Origin of the sequence: Paenibacillus sp. LPE1-1-1.1, assembly GCF_040676435.1 — a bacterium.
Lineage (GTDB): Bacteria > Bacillota > Bacilli > Paenibacillales > Paenibacillaceae > Pristimantibacillus.
Genome location: NZ_JBEGHY010000012.1, coordinates 1,170,238 through 1,191,292, shown reverse-complemented (window position 1 = coordinate 1,191,292; position 21,055 = coordinate 1,170,238). Strand labels below are relative to the sequence as shown.

14 protein-coding genes and 1 pseudogene are annotated in these 21,055 nt (G+C 53.5%); 1 reads left to right on the top strand and 14 read right to left on the bottom strand.

What is annotated here, in order from left to right:
- Positions 1-32 precede the first annotated feature (32 nt).
- The 5 genes and pseudogenes from MRBLPE1_RS15795 to hflK form a co-directional block, all read right to left on the bottom strand.
- Positions 33-155: pseudogene (locus MRBLPE1_RS15795) on the bottom strand (carbohydrate ABC transporter permease); the annotation flags it as partial.
- Between the two features lie 825 nt (positions 156-980).
- Positions 981-1,220, bottom strand: coding sequence for a hypothetical protein (locus MRBLPE1_RS15790; protein ID WP_364146787.1), 240 nt, complete (start codon positions 1,218-1,220; stop codon positions 981-983).
- A gap of 84 nt (positions 1,221-1,304) precedes the next feature.
- On the bottom strand, positions 1,305-1,457 hold the full coding sequence (locus MRBLPE1_RS15785; RefSeq protein ID WP_364146786.1) for a hypothetical protein: 153 nt from the start codon (positions 1,455-1,457) through the stop codon (positions 1,305-1,307).
- A 3-nt stretch (positions 1,458-1,460) separates the two neighbouring features.
- Entirely contained in the window at positions 1,461-2,327 is an 867-nt protein-coding gene (gene hflC / locus MRBLPE1_RS15780; RefSeq protein WP_364146783.1) for a protease modulator HflC, read from the bottom strand.
- Complete coding sequence (gene hflK / locus MRBLPE1_RS15775; protein ID WP_364147343.1) at positions 2,324-3,379, bottom strand: FtsH protease activity modulator HflK; 1,056 nt, start codon at positions 3,377-3,379, stop codon at positions 2,324-2,326. Before hflK ends, hflC begins: the two co-directional genes overlap by 4 nt.
- A 364-nt stretch (positions 3,380-3,743) precedes the next feature.
- On the opposite strand from hflK, the gene MRBLPE1_RS15770 reads away from it, so the two are divergent.
- The gene (locus tag MRBLPE1_RS15770; protein ID WP_364146780.1) at positions 3,744-4,511 is read left to right on the top strand and encodes a hydroxypyruvate isomerase family protein; all 768 of its coding nucleotides are present in this window, start codon (positions 3,744-3,746) and stop codon (positions 4,509-4,511) included.
- On the opposite strand, the gene MRBLPE1_RS15765 is transcribed toward MRBLPE1_RS15770, so the two are convergent.
- The 9 genes from MRBLPE1_RS15765 to MRBLPE1_RS15725 form a co-directional block, all read right to left on the bottom strand.
- Entirely contained in the window at positions 4,508-5,956 is a 1,449-nt protein-coding gene (locus tag MRBLPE1_RS15765; protein ID WP_364146777.1) for a GMC family oxidoreductase, read from the bottom strand. The two genes, MRBLPE1_RS15770 and MRBLPE1_RS15765, sit on opposite strands and share 4 nt — an antisense overlap.
- A gap of 143 nt (positions 5,957-6,099) precedes the next feature.
- Complete coding sequence (locus tag MRBLPE1_RS15760) at positions 6,100-8,808, bottom strand: hypothetical protein (RefSeq protein WP_364146774.1); 2,709 nt, start codon at positions 8,806-8,808, stop codon at positions 6,100-6,102.
- Positions 8,809-8,840: 32 nt separating this feature from the next.
- A complete protein-coding gene (locus MRBLPE1_RS15755) occupies positions 8,841-10,427 on the bottom strand; it encodes an extracellular solute-binding protein (protein ID WP_364146772.1) in 1,587 nt (528 codons plus the stop codon).
- A gap of 105 nt (positions 10,428-10,532) precedes the next feature.
- On the bottom strand, positions 10,533-11,432 hold the full coding sequence (locus tag MRBLPE1_RS15750; RefSeq protein WP_364146770.1) for a carbohydrate ABC transporter permease: 900 nt from the start codon (positions 11,430-11,432) through the stop codon (positions 10,533-10,535).
- The gene (locus MRBLPE1_RS15745) at positions 11,426-12,391 is read right to left on the bottom strand and encodes an ABC transporter permease (protein ID WP_364146767.1); all 966 of its coding nucleotides are present in this window, start codon (positions 12,389-12,391) and stop codon (positions 11,426-11,428) included. Before MRBLPE1_RS15745 ends, MRBLPE1_RS15750 begins: the two co-directional genes overlap by 7 nt.
- A gap of 202 nt (positions 12,392-12,593) precedes the next feature.
- A complete protein-coding gene (locus MRBLPE1_RS15740) occupies positions 12,594-14,894 on the bottom strand; it encodes a helix-turn-helix domain-containing protein (protein ID WP_364146765.1) in 2,301 nt (766 codons plus the stop codon).
- A gap of 113 nt (positions 14,895-15,007) precedes the next feature.
- The gene (locus tag MRBLPE1_RS15735; protein WP_364146762.1) at positions 15,008-17,683 is read right to left on the bottom strand and encodes a glycoside hydrolase family 78 protein; all 2,676 of its coding nucleotides are present in this window, start codon (positions 17,681-17,683) and stop codon (positions 15,008-15,010) included.
- An 18-nt stretch (positions 17,684-17,701) separates the two neighbouring features.
- Positions 17,702-18,607 (bottom strand): nucleoside hydrolase, encoded by a 906-nt coding sequence (locus MRBLPE1_RS15730; RefSeq protein WP_364146760.1) that lies wholly within the window; start codon positions 18,605-18,607, stop codon positions 17,702-17,704.
- Positions 18,608-18,633: 26 nt separating this feature from the next.
- Entirely contained in the window at positions 18,634-21,048 is a 2,415-nt protein-coding gene (locus MRBLPE1_RS15725; protein WP_364146758.1) for a glycoside hydrolase family 95 protein, read from the bottom strand.
- Between the last annotated feature and the right edge of the window lie 7 nt (positions 21,049-21,055).

Sequence of the window (21,055 nt, the reverse complement as noted above, 5' to 3'; positions counted from 1 at the left end):
GTGCCTCTGTTTCTGTCTATGCAATGAAGGGTTTACTCTTTTACCGAACCCATAACCAAGCCTTTTACAAAGAACTTCTGAAGGAACGGATATACGATTAGGATCGGAAGCGCGCCTATGAAAATTTGAGCCGATTTTACCGTTTTTTGCGAGATAGAAAGGCTATTAGGCAAATACGCGAAAATGATGAGAAAGACGAGGGAGAAGCACTATAAGATGAAACGGCCATTGTTTTTTGATAAGCTCAGCTTCCCTTTTGAGGAGGCATGTCCTCTTTACGATAATGCTTGCAGCTCAACTTCCCTACTGAAAATACATCTCTCGCTTTACACTGTATTTAGTACAATAGATTCTTGCCTGCAGAGCCAGAGCCCGTTCTACAGTGTAGTTTGTACAACAGTATCGTCAGTTTGAGATGTTTTACAGAGGAAAAGTGCCCTTTTTACTGTACTAACTGCAGCGTAGCTTCTCACGTCGAGCGTCATGTCATGTTTCTATTGCAGTTTCTGCAGTGTAGGGTGGCGCTGCTGCTGCAGGATTGAACGATGTCGTTGATAGGATGATAGGCTTATCTCTCTTTCCGTTAAAGGGGAAAATTGACCTCGCAGTTTGCAGATGGGTGCTTAGATGGAGTTTCTCCCGTTAATGAAGCAACATTCCGTCGATTATAAGAATTAAATGGAAATTCTCCCGTTATTTAATTGCATTATCTAAAAACCTCTTACTGTCTTGAATTTAGATGGAGAATTTCCACCTAAATGCTAGAACAAAGCGATATGTATTATTTTAGCGGGAGAAATTCCAGCTATATTGATTTAGATATTGGAAGGACTGCGGCTTGTGACGGATTAGAGTGACATAACAGCGAAGAGCGAGAAGATTCTTTTTCGAACGTTGGGTTCGTTCCCCATTAGTGTTAAAAACATAAACCATCCCGCTTCAGCTCCTCCTTATCCTTATCCTTATCCTTATCCTTATCCTTATCCTGCTCCTACTGCACCTACTGCATCTCCCGCACTTACTGCACTGCACCTACTGCACCTACTGCTCTTCCTGTTCTTCCTGTTCTTCCTGTTCTTCCTTCTCCTGCTCCTGCTCCTACTGCTCCTACTGCTCTTCCTACTCTTCCTGCTCTCACTGCTCTTCCTGCTCTTCCTGCTCTTCCTGCTCTTCCTGCTCTTCCTACTCTTCCTGCTCTTCCTGCTCTTCCTTCTCCTCATCCTGCTCCTGCTCCTGCTCCTACTGCTCTTCCTGTTCTTCCTGCTCCTACAGCTCTCCTGCTCTTCCTACTCTTCCTACTCTTACTACTCTTCCTGCACTTCCTGCACTTCCTGCTGCTGCTCCTGCTCTTCCTGCTCATCCTGTTCTTCCTGCTCTTCCTGACTTCGTTCTCTTCCTGCTCCAGCCCAAAAGTGCTGAAAATAAAAAGTCCCCTCCGCCAAAGCGAAGGGGACCACAGATTATTGGCCTAGCAAAATTTTTGCGTAAGGCGAATCGATTGGAATCATGATGACCGGCTCATTCTGCAGCGTGGTCGTATAGCTTTCGAGCGTCCGGTAGAAGTTGTAGAACTGCGGATCGCTGCCGTATGCTTTGTTATAAATAATGGCAGCTTCCCGCTCGCCTTCCGCGACGATTTTTTTCGCGTCGGCTTGCGCCTGGGCAAGCAGCTCCGTTGCGGTACGGTCCGCTTTGGACGTTATTTTGCGCGACTCCTCGTCACCCTCGGACAAGTAGCGTGCCGCAATGGACTGACGGTCAGAGATCATGCGGTTATATACGCTCTGCTTGTTCTCCTCCGGCAAATCGGTGCGCTTGATGCGGACGTCGATCACTTCGATACCATAGTTGTCTCTCGTCAATGCCGTCACGACATCCTTCGTAATCTCGTCATTGATATTGCCCCGTGCCGTATTCTCGCTGATGATGTTGTCGTAATTGACCTCCGACAGCTTGCGGCGAACGGAGTTGTACACTGCCTCGTCGATCCGCTGGATACCCCCGCTGACCGATTGCACCGTTCTCAAAAACTGCGATGCGTTCGTAATGCGCCACACGGTATAGTTATCCACGACGATCGGTTTCTGATCCTTTGTCAAAATGGTCGTCGGGCTGCTCTCATACGTCATTTGATACTTCGGCAGCGTCGATACGTTTTCAATGAAAGGCAGCTTGAACTTCAAACCCGGCTCGGGAACGGCTCGCATCGCCTCGCCGAACCGAAGCACAACCTTGTATTCGCCTTCCTTGACGATAAACATCGAGCCTGAGCCCAGAATCACAACGGCCAGCACAATGACCAGCGCTATCCAATGGTTTCTTTTCATTGCGCGTCACCTCCTTGAGGAGCTTCCGCGGCTGGCGGCGTCGTGGCCGGCGGCGTAGTAGTGCTGCCGCTTTTTAACAGCTCGTTTAATGGCAAATAGTTTACGGTATCGCTGTTTGAATTCGTAATAAAGATTTTGGCATTCGGCAATATTTTCTCCAGCGTCTCCAGCACCAACCGGCTTTGGGTTACGTTCGGATTGTTTTTGTACTCGCCGTATATCGCGTTGAATTTGGCGACGTCGCCCTCCGCGTTCAGGATACGCGATTTCTTCTGGCCTTCAGCGTTTTCCAGAAGAGCCTGCGCCTCCCCGCGCGCTTTCGGTATCCGGTCATTCTCGTATTTCGCGGCATTATTGATTTTCGTGTTTTTTTCCTCTCGCGCATTCGTTACTTCGCGGAAGGCTTCCGCTACCTGCCCGCTCGGCGGCTCGATATCCTGGAACTTGATATCGATAATTTGAATACCGGTCTGATACTTCGCCTGCAGCTCGATCAGCTTCTCGCGGACCTTGTCTTGAATAACTGTTTTTCCGTCCGTGATCGCATAATCAAGCTTCTCCGAACCGATGACCGCGCGGATTGAAGAGCTAGCGGCATTACGCAAAAATTGCTCCGCATCCGAGATATTATATAAATAATCGTGAATATTGCTGATCTTCCACTGCACGACTGCGTCCGCCGACACGATGTTTTCATCGCCCGTAATCATCATCGCTTCCTCGTCGACCGGAATTGCTTCCGATCCCTCTTGACGGTAGCCGATATGAATCCGCTGGGTCAGCTCCGCCGGTACGGTAATGACCTGTTGGATCGGATACGGCCATTTGAAATGAAGACCGGCCGAAGTTTCATTCGAGTATTTGCCAAAGGTAAGAATGGCAGCCCGCTCCTGCTCCTGCACCGTATAGAAGGACGTTGATCCTACGTAAATCACGACGATTGCCGCGGCTGCGCCAATCAAAATTTTCTTTAATGTCCCCGGCTTTAGCTCCGGCGGCCTGCGGCCGGCGCCCATGCTGTGATTCTGCGGCTGGTTTTGGTTCTGATCCATGAAGCTCAATGACATCTCTCCCCTTCCAAGCATCTCTTAGAATATGCGACGAAAAATCGCTATATGGGATATTACGGGAAAGTGAGTCAAAGGTCACGGATTTTGCGCAAATGTAATTGTTTTACCAAATAAACATTTGGATAGCTACGATTTCCTGCGTTTTAATCCTTTTAGCTGTTAAATCACAGTTATCATCTACTGAAGAACAAGCTAAATATAAAGAAATAATCTTATGGCTACATTCAGGCTCAAAATTCGTCCGATAAATAAATAGGACTTCCACGCGTGGCATATAGTCTATCATGCGCATAAAGGATGTGTGTCGCAGAGATATGCCTTTACCTTGGGAAATGGAGGAAAGAACATGCGGTTTTCGGTTGTCCTTGAAGCGATATATCCAAACAAGAACGTCTTTCAAAGCATGCTTGAAATTAAACGCCTCGGATTTCATGCCGTTGAATATTTCAGCTGGGCGGATCATAATATCCACGAATTCGTTACTATCCAAAATGCGCTTCGGATTCAAGTCGCGACTATTTTGGGCAAACCGGTCAGCTTAACGGATCCGGCTCAAAGACCCGCTCTAATTGCGGGCTTCAAACAGGCTATTTCCGTTGCAAGGCAACTGGGATGCAGAAGAATTATTACGATTACCGGTCCCCTTGACAGGGTATCCGGGGAGGACCAGCACAGCAGCATTGTAGAAGGATTAAAAAGCGTCGAACCGCTGCTCATAGAGGCGAACATGATGGCCGTGCTCGAACCGCTCAATACCATTGTCGATCATCCGGGATATTATTTAAACCAGTCCAACGAGGCCTTCCGTATCATCGACGAAGTGAACAGCCCTCACGTCAAAGTACTGTACGATATTTATCACATGCAAATCATGGAAGGCAATATCATCGATACGATCACGGAGAACATTACCCGAATCGGGCATTTTCACATCGCAGGCGTACCTGGGAGACATGAGCCATATATCGGCGAGCTTAATTATATCTCGATTCTGAATGCCATTGCGAAAACCGGTTACCAGGGTTATGTCGGCCTTGAATACAAGCCATTAGAGGAGCCGGCAGTCGGCTTATCGAAGTTCCGCAGATGGGTGGAGGCCTATGGACTAATTTAAGACCGCAAGCGGTGCTTGATAATGTGATCGGCCGTACGGATCGCCAGCGCAACGGTTGTAAGCGTCGGATTGGCAGTTCCGCTGGTAGGTATAACGCTATTGTCCGCCACGAACAGCCCTTGCACGCCATGAATCTGTCCGTACGGGTTGGTTGCCGACGTGAAAGGGTCAATACCCATCCTGCATGTGCCGACTTCGTGATTTTCCAGACCGGGATCCAGCAAGAATACGGTCTGCTGATCACTTTGCGCAACGAGGGCAATGCCCGCCGCATCCGCTGCTTCCCCCACCCCTTTCTTCATGAGTTCAATAGTCTCTTGATCGCGTTCGCTGTACAAAAAATCGATTTTCAACTTCGGGACGCCATCGTCATCTACATGATACGGATCAAGGGAGATGCGGTTCTCGAAACGGCTCTCCACCTTTCCCGAGCAGTAGAAGGCGATATCCGCATTCCGCTGCAGAGGCTGGATCTTCTTTTGCACTTTAAAGTAACCGCCCGGCCCGACAAGCTGTATCTGGTACGGCCTGTCGTCCTTCGCCGGTATGATGATATGAGCCGGTCCGAAAACTTCAGGAAATTGATCTCGCTGCACATTTCCGAGCGCCATTACGCGTGAATGATTCGTTAAGTAATGGCCAACGGCATGGGATTGTACACCGGATTGAAGCAAAATATGCGGCGTTCCAAAGCTGCTTGCCGCCAACACGACATTTTTCGCCTTCAGCCACGTTGTCTTCTGATCCGGCGTCCTTATGCAAACCCCGGCCGCTCTGTCCTTATCCTTTATTACCTCAACGACCCGAGCATTGACCGCCAGATCGAAGGAAGCATTTACGATTTGTGCCAACCATACGATCGAGCTAAAAAAAGGATTGGAATTAACCATCCCGTATTTGGTCGGTTCCACATTAATCGCCATAGGTGCATCGACGGCCTCGGGGTAACCGCCGCTCTGAAGTCGATTTAACAAAATCGATTCGAGACTCGAGCCTTTCATATATTCAGCCGAGACGCTCATGGCCTTTTCCGCTAGATTGTAATATGCATTCATTTCCTGCAAAGGTACCGGCCATTGGGCGAGATCGGAGGCGTCCATCCGGGGTGCGGCCAAGCCCCAAAACAACGTTCTACCGCCTAACGCGTAGGTTTGCGGCGACATATAACCGGGAGGCTCTACGGAAACGTCGTAAAATATATCATTCGCGATCTCGTCGGTCATAGTTGCGATATTCCACACATGCGTCGGCAGCAGCAAACCGCCTCTCTCGATCACGCCGATTTTTATCCTGCCCGCTCCAAGTTGTTCCAGCAACCGCCAGAGCACCGCGCCCCCTCCGGCTCCGGTGCCGACGATGAGTACGTCGTAATCCTTTTGGGCCATGTCCTCGAGCGAAGCAAGCGGAATCCACTCTGGTTTACGGCCGCCCGAATGATTTCGCATAACTGCTATCCCCTTTCAAGCTTTCAATGGCTTACATCCGTCAGGCGTCCGAGAACGCAGCTTGCATTAACGGTACGACAGAATATATGTTTGCCGCAAAAGTTGTATGATAGGGGAGAGACAGCGGATCATTCCCATTACTATTAATTCTCGTACAACCAATCAAGCGTATCCAAGCTGCTTGCTCCGGCCAAATCCCGGACATGCAAAGGCTGATCCGCTTTAATGATGCCAACGATTAAATAAGCGCCTCGGCCGAATACGATCGTATGGCGTCCCGGCTCGTAGGCAAAGGCATGCACGTTCACGTTCGGGTAAAAGAAAACGCTCACCCCGTTTTTGATAACGGGCGACAGTCCTCCGCGGTCGTCAGCATGCGTATTTTCCTCCAAATTCGGTACCTTCAGCCATTCCGCGTCCGCGGAATTGAAATATCCGACGAGTACCCGGGCGGGCTCCTTTAACTCAAGTTCGAGGCTTATGCCTTCCTTGACCGCTTGCTCCCGGCTCAGACGAATGCCGGTCAGGCCGACAAGCTCTTCCGCCACTTGCGAGGCAAGGATTTCCCCGTCCATGAACAGCTTGGCTTGATTCCGGACCTCATACGTTTCCGCATGGCTCGAATGTAGCGTGAAGCCGGCCTGCACATAAGGCACGATGTCCTGTTCCGATTCCAGCACCTTCCGTGGCAGTCTGCTTTGCCTCAATTGCTCCACATTCACGGAGAAGTTTGCATACTCCACTTCGTAAATCGGAAGGCAAGCGCGCCAATGCCCGTACTTCTCGCCATCCGGAAACGGCACTCTGCGCTGCGGGGTTTGCATGCTGTTCGCATAAAGATACGTATTGTCCGTCAATGCAACAAGCTCGCGATAATAGTCGAGGCTTTTCCGGAAATCGGGCAGCGCTTGTTCAAGCAGCTCCGCGTGAGCCAAAAAATCGGTCCCCGACATGCGCTTGTAGGTGAGAATCCGGATAGCGGCCCGAACCTTATGCGTATACGAACGGGTCATCAGTGCGATCGCCGACACATCAGAAGCGATTCGTTCGAATTCTTCCTGTCCGCGCGTGACGTGGGCCTTGGCCCTTCCGATCGCCCGCACGGCCTTGTCGGCGTGATAATCAACGTTGTCCGCGATGTCGACCGGCGTCTCCCCGATATGTGCCTCCCCAAGCAGCTCCCGCTCGACATACTGCTCCAGCCGCTCCCCTTGCGGCGACTGGGATTCCCATAGCTCCTTCCAAGGGCGGTACCGCTCCGGATTCGTCAGCTGGCTCATCGTCATGCCGAGGCTCATCGTCTGGCGGTTGCCTTCCGTAATGCCGAATCTCCGCAGCAGCTTAGGCGCACATTCGCCCGACGCTTCATATGCATCCAGGATTGCTTCGCCCGCTTCCCTGCTGCCATAGCGGCCAGCCAGCTCGTTGATCCAGTATTCGCGTTCAAGCTTCGGGTTCAGATCTGGATTCCACGCATAACGAAACCACGCCGAAAACCAGATCCAATCCCGTTCCATTTGCAGCTGCCGAGGCGTAGTTTTATCCGGGGAATACGGCCAATCCCAGTAGAATAGCGGATAAAGATGAATTCCGTTCGTGCCGAGCCGGTATTTGGCAGCCTGCACGCATTTCTGGATAAACGACGGGGCTCCGAAGCGGAAAGGCTCCAGATTGGCCAGAATATGCACATTGAACAGGTGAACCGAACCAAGCGAGCCGAGATGCCGGTGCGTCTCCTGCCAGTTTCCCCGGGGCGTGAAGGTTGTCAGCGATTCTCCGTTAAATTTGGCTTCGGTATACAAGTTCGCATAATTCGGAAGCGCCGCTTCCATCACCCTCTCCGACGGGATCGCATGCGCCCTCACGATAATCGGCGGCAGCTCTTTCCGGTCAAGGTCCTTCAGCCCTTCCTTCACGCCTGCCAGAATCGTCTCGTTGAACCATTCCACCCCATACAGCGCTCCTTGAAGCGCTTCGCCCAAGCACACCATCAGACCGACATTAGGGTAGCTGCGGATGAACGCGGAAATCGCCTGGATATGATAATCGCTCGTGATGGGGAGCGGCTGCGGCTGATGCAGATCCAGTCCGTGTTTTTCGGCGAAAGGCAGCGGGATATGGATATTATAAAATTTGAGCACCAGCCAAATGCCGCGGCAGTCGCATTGCTCCGCCAGCCACTGAAAAATTTCCGCGTTGAGGAAAAACTCCTCCTCCGTCACCTCGAGCGCTTCCGGATAGTCCTCCAGCTTCACGAGCGAAGAAAACGGATGCCCCGTCCAAATATAAATGACGTTGCAGCGCTGCTCGAGCAGCCTGTCGAGAAATGCCACCCATAACGGTTTATCGTAAAACCACGGAAATCTGCCCGGCGTTATCGGGTACTCATACGTTCTTCTGGGCGGCTCCACCTTCGTTTTCTGAAGGGGGACGACAGGCCCCCTCAGCTTCATAACCGGGGCATCCCCGTAAGCCAGCTCATCCGGCAGCTCACCTTTATCGGCCAGTAGAGCGGCAAGCTCTTGACAGCCGTAAAGCACTCCGGTGTCTCCGCCGCCGGCGACCACGAACAACCGTCCGGGCAGTTTCGCCAAATAAAACCCTTCGCCTTCAGGCGCATCCTTGTGGTAGAGGAGCACTTCGTGCTCCTCCAATTCCCGGATAAAGGAACAACAGCGGCGGTCTCCGACCGCGATCTTGATTCCTTCCAGCTGTCGGTAACTTGCCAGCGTGAGCGGTCCGGTTTCTTGTACGGAGAAGCCCAGCTTCAGAAGTGATTGCTTCAGCAATTCCGTTCCGAAACGAATGCGGGGCTCCGCCTGTTCGGGCAAGGACAAATAGATTGTAGTCATGTGGGTTGCTCCTTTGTATCCATGCATTTTGCCTATTCGGCTAAATATTTCTCGAATATAGCTTGCGCATCGCTCAAGCCGACCTTCTCCAAATCACTCAGGTACCCGTTCCACGCTTCGTCGTTACCGATATCGACCATGCCCATGACGGCTTTGGTCGCAAACTGCAGCGCGACATCCTCAAGAGCGCTGACCGTAGTGTTGACCGTCTCCTGTTCCTCCTCGGTGAGCGCGGCGTTTTTCGGAATGACATTGAAATTAGAGGCGAACTCGGTCATCGCTTCCTGCTTCTTCAGATACCCTGCATCGGATTTCAGGAATTCGCTGCTTTGGTTCAGCCACCAGTCGAAGCCGTACTGCTCCGCCACCTTCTGCCGGTCGAGCCCGTCCTTGTATTTCAACGTACCGCCTTCGTTCACATAGGTCTCGTTCTCCAGGCCCGCTTGATGGAACAGCTGGCCCTCCGGCGAAGCCCCCCACTCGACGTACTCGATCAGACGGTCCAGCTTCTCCGGCTCGTCAGCCAGCTTGCTGCTGAATACCGGACCGAACAACGAGAAGTTGAGCGGCTTGAATTCGAGCGCAGGCTGGTCCGAAGCGCTCGGAAGTTTGCGTGCGTACTCCCATTCGCCCCCCGGAATATCCGTTAAGGCATAACCCGGATCGACCGTATGGCTTGCGTATTGGAAATCCATAAGGATCTTGCCGGTCAAGCGTTTGGCCTTCCACTGATCCTGCGTCAGCGTCGCGAATTCCTTCTCGATCAGGCCTTCCTTGTACAGCTTGGCAATAAAGGCCAACATTTCGCGGTGCTTCGTCGATGCCAGATTCCAAACGACCTTGCCGCCTTCGTCCGGATCGTTCCAGAAGCCGCGGGTGTTGCTGTTTTGCGGATTGCGGAATGCCTGGCGGAAGCCGTTCATCATGTTTTTGACGCCGTTATTGTCCGTGCCTCCGCGCACGCCGATAGGCACCGCATCGGGATAGGCTGTTTTGAGCTTCTTCGCCGTCTCATAGAGCTCATCCATCGTTGACGGGAACGCGGTTACGCCGGCTTTGTCAAATGCGTCTTTGCGGTAAATCCAGGACATTGGATCGTTGCTTGCCGTGCTTGGGAGCATATAAAGCTTGCCGTTGCTGCTTCCGAAGGAAAGCAAAAGCTCCCAATCTGCATCGGAAAACAGCTTGCGGTAGTTCGGCAGCTTGTCGATGTAATCGCCGATCGGCAGCAAATAGCCTGACGACGCCCATTTGGCCACGCTGGTCGGGCTGTTCATGTTCGGAATAAAATCGGGATAATCGCCGGATGCAAACATCACATTATACTTTTCAATGCCCGCCGATAGCGGAATGGATTCAAAATCCCATTTCATATTGAACCGTTTTTCAACCTCTTTAATGTAAGCGTTCGGTATTTCGTTCGGCGGATATTTGGGCATGCTTGCCACCGAAACCTTCAATGCGGCGTTTTCTTCGGCCGTGCCGTTTGTCGCAGCCGGTTCGGAACCCGAATCCGTCGTTTTCCCATTCCCGTTATTTGACTGGCTGCAGCCCGCCGCAATGGACGCAATCACCAAAATTAGCGCGAGCAGCGTTACTCTCCAATTCCTTTTTCCCATGTTCAACCATCCCCCTTATCATTGATTCAAGGCAGAACTAACGTTTTCCTGAGCATGCAAGCTAGGCCGGATAATGCGTTCGCGCTTCACCTCCTTCAAAAAATCTCATCCTTTCAGCGATCCGATCATAATGCCTTTGACGAAATACTTCTGTATAAAAGGATAAATAACCAGCATGGGGACGATGGATACGACCAGGGTCGCGTATTGGACGCTTTCAGGCGTAAGCTTGGTGCTCATATCCTCTGCCAAGGCCGCGTTTCCTTGCGAGGCCAGCTGCTCGGCCAACGTGCTCTGCAGCACGATTTCTCTTAGAATCAGCTGCAGCGGATAATTGTCGTAGCTTCGCATGTATAACATAGCCGAGAAATAAGAATTCCAGTGGGAAACGCCGTAGAACAAGGCAATCGTGACGACGCCTGCCATCGACAGCGGAAGCACGATGCGGACTAACGTCTGCAGCTCGCCGCAGCCGTCCAGCTTCGCAGCTTCCTCGAGCTCAAGCGGAAAATTTTTAAAAAAAGAAATCATGATGATGAGCCACCAGGAGCTGATCAGGACGGGAACGGTCAAGGCCCATACGGAATCCATCATGCCAAGCGATTTGATAAGCAGAAATTGGGGCACGATGCCCCCGGTGAAAAACATCGGCAAAACCGAGAGCATCAGGAATAACGGCCGGAACAGCAAGTCCTTTTTCGAAAGCGCGTAAGCCGTTATCGTAGTAAACAGCACATTCAATACCGTGCCGGTAAGCGTAATCATGACAGAGTTCAAAAACGAACGGGGAATATGGGCATTTTCAAACAGAATGGTAAAGTACGCGTCAAGATTGAAGTTCGATGGCCATAAACCGACTTTCCCTCTTACAATGTCATCCGGGTTGCTGAACGAAATCGAAACGACATGCAGCAGCGGCAATAAGGTGATCAGCACGATGAGAACCATGACGGTATGGACGGTAATATCCAGCATTCTGGACCCGAAGGATGTGTCTTTTACCATAAGCTCTCGTTCGCCGCCTTTCTTGCCAAATAGTTTGCTGTCACCAGAAAGAGGATATTAACGACCGCATTGAACAAATCGACCGCTGCGCCGAAGCTGAAATCCAGCTCGACCAGGCCTCTTCGGTAAACGAAGGTCGAGAACACGTCCGCCGTCTCGTAGGTTAACGAGTTATACATGAGGATGATCTTTTCCGAGCCTACGCTGAGCACGCCCGACATATTGAGAATGAGGGTGATCACGACGACCGGTTTGATCGCCGGCAGCGTAATATGCCACATTTGGCGAAGCCGGGTAGCCCCGTCTATGACGGCCGACTCGTACTGCTCGGAATCCACCTTCGATAGTGCCGCCAAATAGATAACAGCGCCCATCCCCATCGCCGTCCAGATGCCCGAGCTGACGAACAGGAAGCGGAACCAGCTTGCATCGGCAAAGAAATAAATCGGTTCTACGCCGAGCTTGGTCAGAAGTAGGTTAACGACACCGGTGCTTGGGGACAAAACCATTTTCATCATTCCGATCACGGCTACGACGGACAAAAAATACGGCAGGTAGCTGACCGTTTGGACAAAGCTTTTGTAATGCTTTTTCCGTATTTCATTAAGAAGCAGGGCAAACAGAATCGGAATCGGGAAGCCGAACAGCATCGAGTACAGCCCAAGCAAAAAGGTATTCCGCAGCAGCATCAGAAAATAGGGGCCGTTAATAAATGTTTTAAAATGATCCAAGCCGTAGGCGCCTGCCCAAGGAGCACGAAGAACGGACTCCAGAAAACCTTGGCCTTCCTGCATGCGGAAATCTTTAAATGCGATCAGAATTCCATAGATCGGAATGTAATGAAAAACAAGAAAGTAAGCGATTGCAGGAATGAGAAGCAGCAGCAGTACCTTTTGTTTTTTGGCCTTCCGCCGAATTCCCGCGATTGTTCCGGCACGTCCTGCCGCCGCGTCATTCATATGCGATCCTCCCTATGCGAATACTCGATCAGCGCCAGCCGCTTATGCCGATGATGCCAGGCCGTTTTTTGGCAGCGCTCTCACGAAAAACCATACAACGGCATGCCCTACGGGGTAAAGGAACAGTTCTTCACAAGCACACCTTGCTTCCAAGAGCGCTTAAACCGTTGATAGGACACGTTTTTTTTGAGAAGCACACCTTTTATTCGGAGCACGCTATGGTTTCGTTACGGTAGGAGGTAGGCTGTATCCCGAGCACCCTCTTGAATGCTCTGCGGAAAGATTTATCGCTGTTGTAGCCGACCCGGGTGGCTATATCCCATATCGGCAGATCTTCCTCCTTCAGCAGCAAGCAAGCTTCGTTCAGCCGCAGCTGTTCCAAATATTCGGAGAAGGTCATGCCCAGCTGCTCCTTAAGAAAGGTAGAAACGAAGCTTTCCGATTGCTTGTAATCGCTAGCAATCATGCTTAGGCTGAGATTGCTGTCAGCGTAATTTTCGCCTATATAAGCCTTCATGCCCTCAAGCATGCCCTGATGTTTCGTTGTCTTCTGCCGCTTTATCCGTTCGCATATGGAAAGCAATTGTTTAGTGATACGCGAATAGCTGTATTCCTCCCCATCCGCTTCCAGCCCGCCCTGCAGTTCCGGCTGCAGACCGGCATCCGCCGATAAATATTCGATCTGTCCGCTGATTTTTTGGAGTGTGCCCTGCATTTCCGCAATCAGTTGTTTTTTCCGCCAAGGGCTTAGCTGCCGGATTTTGATATTTTGCGTTTCGATATGCTCCAGCAGGCGCCCCAGTTCCTCGCAGTCTCCCGTTCTTACCGCATTCATTAGCTTCAGCTCCAGGTCGGGCGGATAATAATAGTGGCTGGAATGCTGGCTGATGCAATCATATCGAGCCAGCTTCTGGGCGACGTCAGGATCCTCGTGCTCCAGCGCTTGCGCCGCCTCGTTGTACGAACGCCAAACGTCCAGTACGCGGTGGTAGACCTGGCCTATGCCGATGGAGGTCATGATGGAATGTTCAGAAAGAAACCGTTCCTGCAGCAGCCGGAGCTGCCCGATCCTTTCGGCGAACCGGTCCTCCGCCGCAGACTCGTGAAATGAGATCACGACCGCCAGCTTCTCGGCTTTCAGATCGTGGACAAAGCTCCCCTCCCCGAGCCCATGCAGCAGCAAACGCTTCATTCTCACTTTGTCCGCGATCAGCTCCTCCTCCGGCATATACCCGGAATGATGAATTTTGATGACGGCTGCCGTGACGTTGTCCTCTATGAGTCCGATTTGGGCCTGATCAAGGTTGGCGCGCATTTCGTCTTCATGATTGAATCCGCTTTTCAGCATCCGTTCGAGGCAGGCTGATTGCAGGAGAGGAAGCTGCTGCTTGATGGACACGCTCATGCTTTTATTGTTCGTGATCATTTCATGCACTGCCGTTTGAATGACCTCCATCGCGGACGCCCGTTTGCCTGTCTCCACGACGGTTAATTCCTTGATCGAATCGAGCAGCTCCGCGATAGGCTTGCTGTTCCTGTAAGCTAGCAGCAAAGCAATCAGGCACCCGACAGCCATAGCGGCTAAGGCAATCGTCCAATTGATTCGTTTAATGTATTCGGCCTTGGAAAATACGCTGTCTGCTGGTTGGCCGGCCACATAGGACCAGCCTTTGCCGGAAGATTGTACCGAGGTAATGAACATTTCCGTTCCGTTTATGCGGACGAACGAAGCTCTCCCAGCCTCCGTGTCTAAGGGCATGATCCGCTCTCCACCTGCCGATGCGGATACGATCATCTCCGCTTTCTCGTTCAAAATATAAGCAAACGAGCCTTCCTCCTCCAGCAGCCGGTGAAATAAGCGGACAATCGAACTCTCCTTTATCAGAATGACGACGGCGCCGTCGGCCCGCATGTTGGTACCAGCGGGCAAAGGGCTGACATAAGCCACGTAATCCTCCAGCGTTCTTCCGTCATTCACGTCCTTGAGCGGTAAATACCTATTCATCTGCTCTCCAGACAGGGCACCCTTCAGCCACTGGCCAAACGGAATACCGCCGATCGTCAGCGGATGCGCGTTCAGCTTATCGATCCGGTCGCCGGATATGACAGCTTCGCTTCTCTCCAGATAAACGAACAGATCGGAGAAGTACTGGTTCGTTGACAGCATGTTCAATTCGTTCTTTTGCAGCTGGGAGAACTGGTACAGCGCTTGCGGCGGCCACGAAGCATCGGCGGTAATCATCGCATGAAGCAATTCCGAATCCAATGATAATAATGAAACGATGTCGCGGATTTCCGTCAGCAGACGATTAAGCGCCTCCTCGCTCTGCTCCAGCACCGCCAGGTTCAACCCGGCGGCATCATCGCGAACGACTTGAACCGTCCGGTAATAGGCATGCGTGCCTACAAGCAGCGGAATCAGCAGAATCAGAACATAGGACAATAGAAATTTGCCAAAAAGCACCCGTTTCCCGTTTAATCCGAACGTCCATTTTCTTATCATCGGTCATCCCTCTCCTATCCGGCATTTTACGCACCTGTGTGCCACGTTTCGTCCGTAAACGCAAATGGCTGACACCGCCTTTTGGCGGCATCAGCTCATTTAAGAACGCTCTATTAACAATGGGGAATACCCGCTTGTATGCTTTCGAAGGCGTATCGTCCCGATCCAAGCCGGAACAGGGAGCAGCCGTCCTGCTTGCCGCCGGGAACCGGACTGATGCCCGGCTCGGTCCCGTTTACGAGCGCCGCTTCGCCCGGCACGTAGACGTCTGCCGTCGTATTCGCGGGGATCGACACCTGAAGCTTGAATACGCCGTTAGGCTCCATGTGCCATTCGGTGCTGATCGTCCCGTAATTGGACGCGTAGGACGCCTTCACCCAGGTCAGCCGACCGCCCGGCCTTGGCCGGATGATTGCATGCTTGAAGCCCGGGGAAGCAGGATCGGCCTCGATTCCTGCCATATACCTGTACATCCATTCGCCTACCGAACCGAGCGAATAATGGTTGAATGAATTCATGGAAGGCGTCTGGAAGCCCTTTTCCTCCGTCCAGCCGTCCCATCTCTCCCAAATCGTCGTCGCGCCATGCTTAATGGAATACATCCAGGAGGGGAACTCCTCCTGTGACAGCAAGTCATAAGCGACCTCGGTATGCCCATTGTCCGTGAGCGCTGGCAGCAGGTATCCGACGCCAAGGAATCCCGTCGACAGCCTGTTCCCCCGTCCGCGGATATCGGCCACCAATCTGTCGATAGCTTTCTTGCGAAGCTGCTCCGTCAGCAGGCCAAACTGAAGCGCGAGCACGTATACCGTCTGCGTATCCCCGTGAATTTGCCCGCTGCCGTCTACGAACGCGCCGCGGAACGCATCGGCAACCGCCGCATGAAGCTCGTCGTAGGTCTGTTCGTCCTCCCGCTTGCCGAGCACGCCCGCGATCCGCGACAGCAGCTTGGCGCTGTAGGCGAAATAAGCCGTTGCGAGCACTTCGTTCGGCGTATTCGCGTCGATCGACAGCCAATCCGCGTAGTTTGCGTAATCCGGCCGGATCAGGCCGTCGCTGTTCTGCTTCAAATATTGCACCCAGCGCGCCATCGCATCGTAATGGCGTTCAAGGACACGGATGTCTCCGTACATGAGATATAACGTCCAAGGAATGATGACCCCTGCGTCCCCCCAGCCCGAGTTATCCGGCGCGAACCAGTTTAGGCGGGTATTCCACATTTTGTGGCGTATCCATCCGGCATCCGGAGCGACGTCCGTGAAAGCCCCCGACGGCTGCTGGCAGTCGATCATGTCCCACACATACTTCGTAAAGAAGCGCGACACATCCATGTTATAGGAGGCCGTTCTCGCGAATATTTGCGCATCGCCGGTCCAGCCAAGCCGCTCATCCCGCTGCGGGCAGTCGGTCGGCACCGATACAAAGTTCCCCCGCTGGCCCCATGTGATATTCGAATATAGCTTGTTTACCATCTCGTCAGAGGTTTCGAGCTTGCCCGCGGCCGGCGTGTCCGAATGGATCACCTTGCCGGTCACGTCATCCAGTCCGGGTACGCCCGGGAAGCCGGTCACCTCGACGTAGCGGAAGCCGTGAAACGTGAAATGCGGTTCATACTGCTCTTCGCCCTCGCCATTCATCACGTAATGGTCCTGCTGGACCGCCTTGCGCAGATTGTCCAGGTATAGCGAGCCGTCCGGGCTCAGCATCTCGGCATGGCTCAAAGTAATCCTTGTTCCCCATGCGCCCGAAGCCCGCACTTCCGTCCATCCGACCATATTTTGACCCATGTCGAAGATATAGCTGCCCGCAGCCGTTTTTCTGACGCTGATCGGCTTCAACGTTTGCGTGATGCGCACAGGCGGCTCGACCATCGCTACGATCAATCCGTTATATCCCGCGCGGACGTCGGGTTTTTCCCAAGCCTCATCCCCGTACTCCGCCGTGCTCCAGTCCCCGAGCTCCAGCCTGGCATCATACGCTTCGCCCTGAATCATATCGGAATAGGCAATCGGCCCCCGCATCGTTCTCCACGTGCCGTCGGTCGCAATGCTTTCCCTGCTGCCGTCCTCATAATCGATATTCAGCTGCAGTAGAAAAAAAGGCCGCTGCCCGTATACGCTTTTACCCAGAAAACCGACGGTACCCGAATACCAGCCATCCCCCAGAATGACGCCGACCGCATTGCCGCCAGCCTTCAGCAAATCCGTAATATCGTAAGTTTGGTATTGCACACGCTTATCGTAATCCGTCCAGCCAGGCGCGAACCGATCGCCTACCCTGTGCCCGTTTACCTGAAGTTCGTAGATCCCAAGCGCCGTCGCGTACGCAACTGCACGCCGGATGCCGCCCCTCAGCTTAAACGATTTGCGAAGGTACGGCGGCGGCTGCAATTGGACGGCTGGCTCCGCTTTGCGCCCGATCCACTTCCCCCGCCATGCGCCGCGGTCAAGCAGGCCCATCGTCCACAGCGCCGGCTCGCTCCATTCCGACTCGAAGCCTTCTCCGTCCCACACCTTCACCTTCCAAATGTATACGGCTTCCGCTTCGAGCGGCTTGCCCCCGTATGCGATATGCGCAGAGTCGCCGGAGGACGTAATGCCGCTGTCCCATGCCGTTCCTTCCTCCCGGTCCAGTTCTTCGCGCGAATGGCCCACAAGGATGCGGTACGCGGTTTGAACAGTTCCCGGACGCTCCGATTCCAGCTGCCAGAACAGCCTTGGCACGGCCGTATCTAGGCCGAGCGGATTGACCATATATTCCGTTTTGCAGTTTATGATGCGGATCGACATGGATTAAACCCTCCCTATTCACTCTTCCCTATTAAATAATTCGAGCTTCGCGTACATGTCCTCAAGCGTGAACCTGGAATCAACGTAACGATATACTCTGATTTTCCGTCCTCCAGCCGGCCTTTGCTCGTAGAGCAGCTCGTCTGTAATATGAGGCGGGTCGGTCAGATCGTATTCAAACTCGTGATCGTCAAGCAAGAGCGATACGGCAGGCGAGTCTCCAAGCATCCACATTTCGCCTTTCGGCCATCTCGGCCCGTGAGTCGGAAGCATATTGAAGGATACCAACTGGTCGTATAGGTACCGGCCGATATCACCGTGCGGACGGACTCTTACAGCGAGCTCTGCCAAGCTTACGCGAACCATTTTGTAGACGTTTCTCGGCACCTGCCATATTGAAATCGGGGAGCGGAATACGACGTTGGCCGCTTTGACATCGTTCCTCAGATTAAATTCCTCGCCGCCGTCCGGGTAAGCGCCTCCGCCGATCCAAACCGCAGTCAGCCTGCCGGCGATGCGCGGCTCCTGCAGGTATGCGCATGCCAGGTCCGTAAGCGGTCCGAGGAAAATGACGAACAGCGGTGCGGGATCATCCTTCATCGCCTCGCTGATAATCAGCCCGGAGCCCTCGGAAGGAACAGCAGTCTCTTCATCTGCCAGCGCCGACGGCGCACCGCGGTACACGCCGGCCTGCCCTTCCAGCTTCATGATGCGCAGCACGTTTTCGATTTCGGCGTAAGAGTCTTCCATTGAAGTTTCGCTCCGTCCGGTGCCGAAGTGGGCGGCGATGAAGCCTACGATCCGGAATTGGGGCGTGAGCAGCGCATGGGCGATCGCGAACTGGTCGTCCGCTTCGTTTTTCGCATCCGTATTGACGATTAGTCGGATCTTCTTCGCTTCAGGTACTTCGTAAGGCATTTTCATGCTTAACCTCCCTGTGGAATCTATTTTTACAACCTGCTAAACCTATAGGTTTTGCCTGCCTCGGAGGGGAAGATGAAGATCCGATCCGTATGATTTGCTCCGTTTGCCTTGGCAGATTCAACCTCCGCCTGGACCGGTCGGCCTCCCGACATGACGGTAAAGTCACCATTCGTTCGAATGCGGCAAGGCCCTCCCTTGAGGGATGCAATCGTCGCCTCCGACAGCCTCCCATCCTTCCAAACCATGCCGATTTCGAAGCTGCCGCGGGCCCTCAGCCCGTTAACCTCACCTTCCGGCCAAGCATCCGGAAGCGCGGGCAGCAGATGAACGGCTCCCCCATGCGACTGCAGAAGCATTTCTGCGATGCCGGCCGTTGCCCCAAAATTGCCGTCGATTTGAAACGGCGGATGGGCATCGAATAAATTGGCGTATACCCCGCCGCTGACAAAATCGATTTTCCCGCCATCCTCCTCCACCAGCTTGAGCAAATTCGACAGCAGACCTAACGCGCGATTGCCATCACGGAAGCGCGCCCATAAGTTCACTTTCCAGCCGATGCTCCAGCCGGTACCGCCGTCCCCGCGGCGCTCAAGCGAAACGCGCGCGGCCTTGAACAGCTCCGGGGCCTTTTCTTCCGTCAAACCTTCTCCGGGATAGATATCGTAAAGATGGGATACGTGCCGATGGTACCGGTCTTCATCCTCATCGTCTTGCGCCCACTCCTGCAGCTGCCCGTGCCTTCCGATCCGCATGGGCAGCAGCCTGGAACGCGCATCGATCCATTCCTTGCGCAGTTCTCCATCTATCCCGAGAGTCTCCGCAGCTTCGATGCAGTTCGATAACAGCTCGCGGATCAGCGACATATCCATCGTCGAGCCTTTGCTCAGCGCGGGAGTCCGCCCGTCCGCCAGCCTGAACCGGTGCTCGGGCGACGTCGAGGGAGACGTAACGAGTATGCCTTCTTCGTCCTCAAGCAGCCAATCCAGGCAAAATAACGAAGCTTCCTTCATAACCGGATAAGCATGGCTCGCCAAAAATTCCGTATCCTTGCCGAACCGGTAATGCTCCCACAAGTGCGCGCACAGCCAGACGCCTCCCATCGGCCAGTTGGCCCATAGCGGATTGCCGTGGCCGTAATCGCCGGGAGGGGCGGATTGCCTCCAAATGTCCGAATTATGATGGGCCGTCCAGCCTCGGCAGCCGTAATTGGTCTCTGCCGTCCTGCGTCCGGTCTCCGCCAATTCCCGTATAAAAGCCAGCAAAGGCTCATGGCATTCGGACAGGTTACAATTTTCCGCGGGCCAATAGTTCATCTGCGCATTGATGTTCAGCGTGTAATTGCAGCTCCAGACCGGCCTGGCTTCATGGCTCCAGATTCCTTGAAGATTCGCGGGCTGCGTGCCGGCTCTTGAAGAGGCGATCATCAGGTAGCGCCCATAATGGAAGAGCAGCTCCACGAGCCTCGGATCCTTCGCGCCGTACTCCGCAATGCGCCGGTCAGTCGTCAGCGTCTCCGGTGCTGCGGAAGCCCCCAGGCGGAATCGGACTCTTCCGAACAACGAGCCATGATCCGCGGCTTGAGCCTCCCTCAGCACCCCGTACGGCTTGGCGAGCGCCGCATTCATCTGCCGCTCCGCGATGGGCCCAGGCTCAAGGCCGTCGGTGCCGGGACAGCGGTCATAACCGTTAAAACTGGTTGCAGCCGTTACGTACAATACGGCAGCCGAAGCCCCCTCCACATGAAGGCCGCCGCTGTCGACGCGCCATGTGCCGGGACCTTCCAGGCGGACCTGCAGCCTGCCCTCGAACCTCATGGCAGCAGTTGTCTCCTCGTCCCCGTATACGATAGGCTCATCTGCCTCGCAATAGTTCGGCGCCACGTATTCCGGGCAGCGCCCTCTCAGAAGCAAAGCGTTGTCCAAAGGAATTTGGGACGAGCGCAGCGGACTGCCAAGACTGGCTTTAAAGCTCAGCATCCCTTCCCGGCTTGACCTTAATTGAACGATAATCACCTGATCCGGATAGGATGCAAAAACCTCTCTCGTATATTCCACGCCTCCGACCCGGTATGCCGTGCGGGCTGCTCCGCCCGCCAAATCCAGCTCCCTGCGGTAACCGGTTACGATATTTCCATGATAAAAGCGGATATGAAGATCCCCAAAGGGCATATACGTCTGCGTATACGGGCCCATCATCGAAGCTTTGCTTAACGCTTCAGCCTCCTCGTGCCGGCCTTCACTGACCAGCTTCCGGATTTCCGGCAGCGCCTCCTTCGCCTTCGGGTTATTCCAATCCCTTGGACCGCCGGACCATAACGTATCTTCGTTCAGCTGAATCCTCTCCAGATCCGTACCGCCGAACACCATGGCGCCAAGCCTGCCGTTACCCACTGGAAGCGCTTCGGTCCAGAACGTGGCCGGCTTGTCGTAATGAAGCTTCATCATTCTT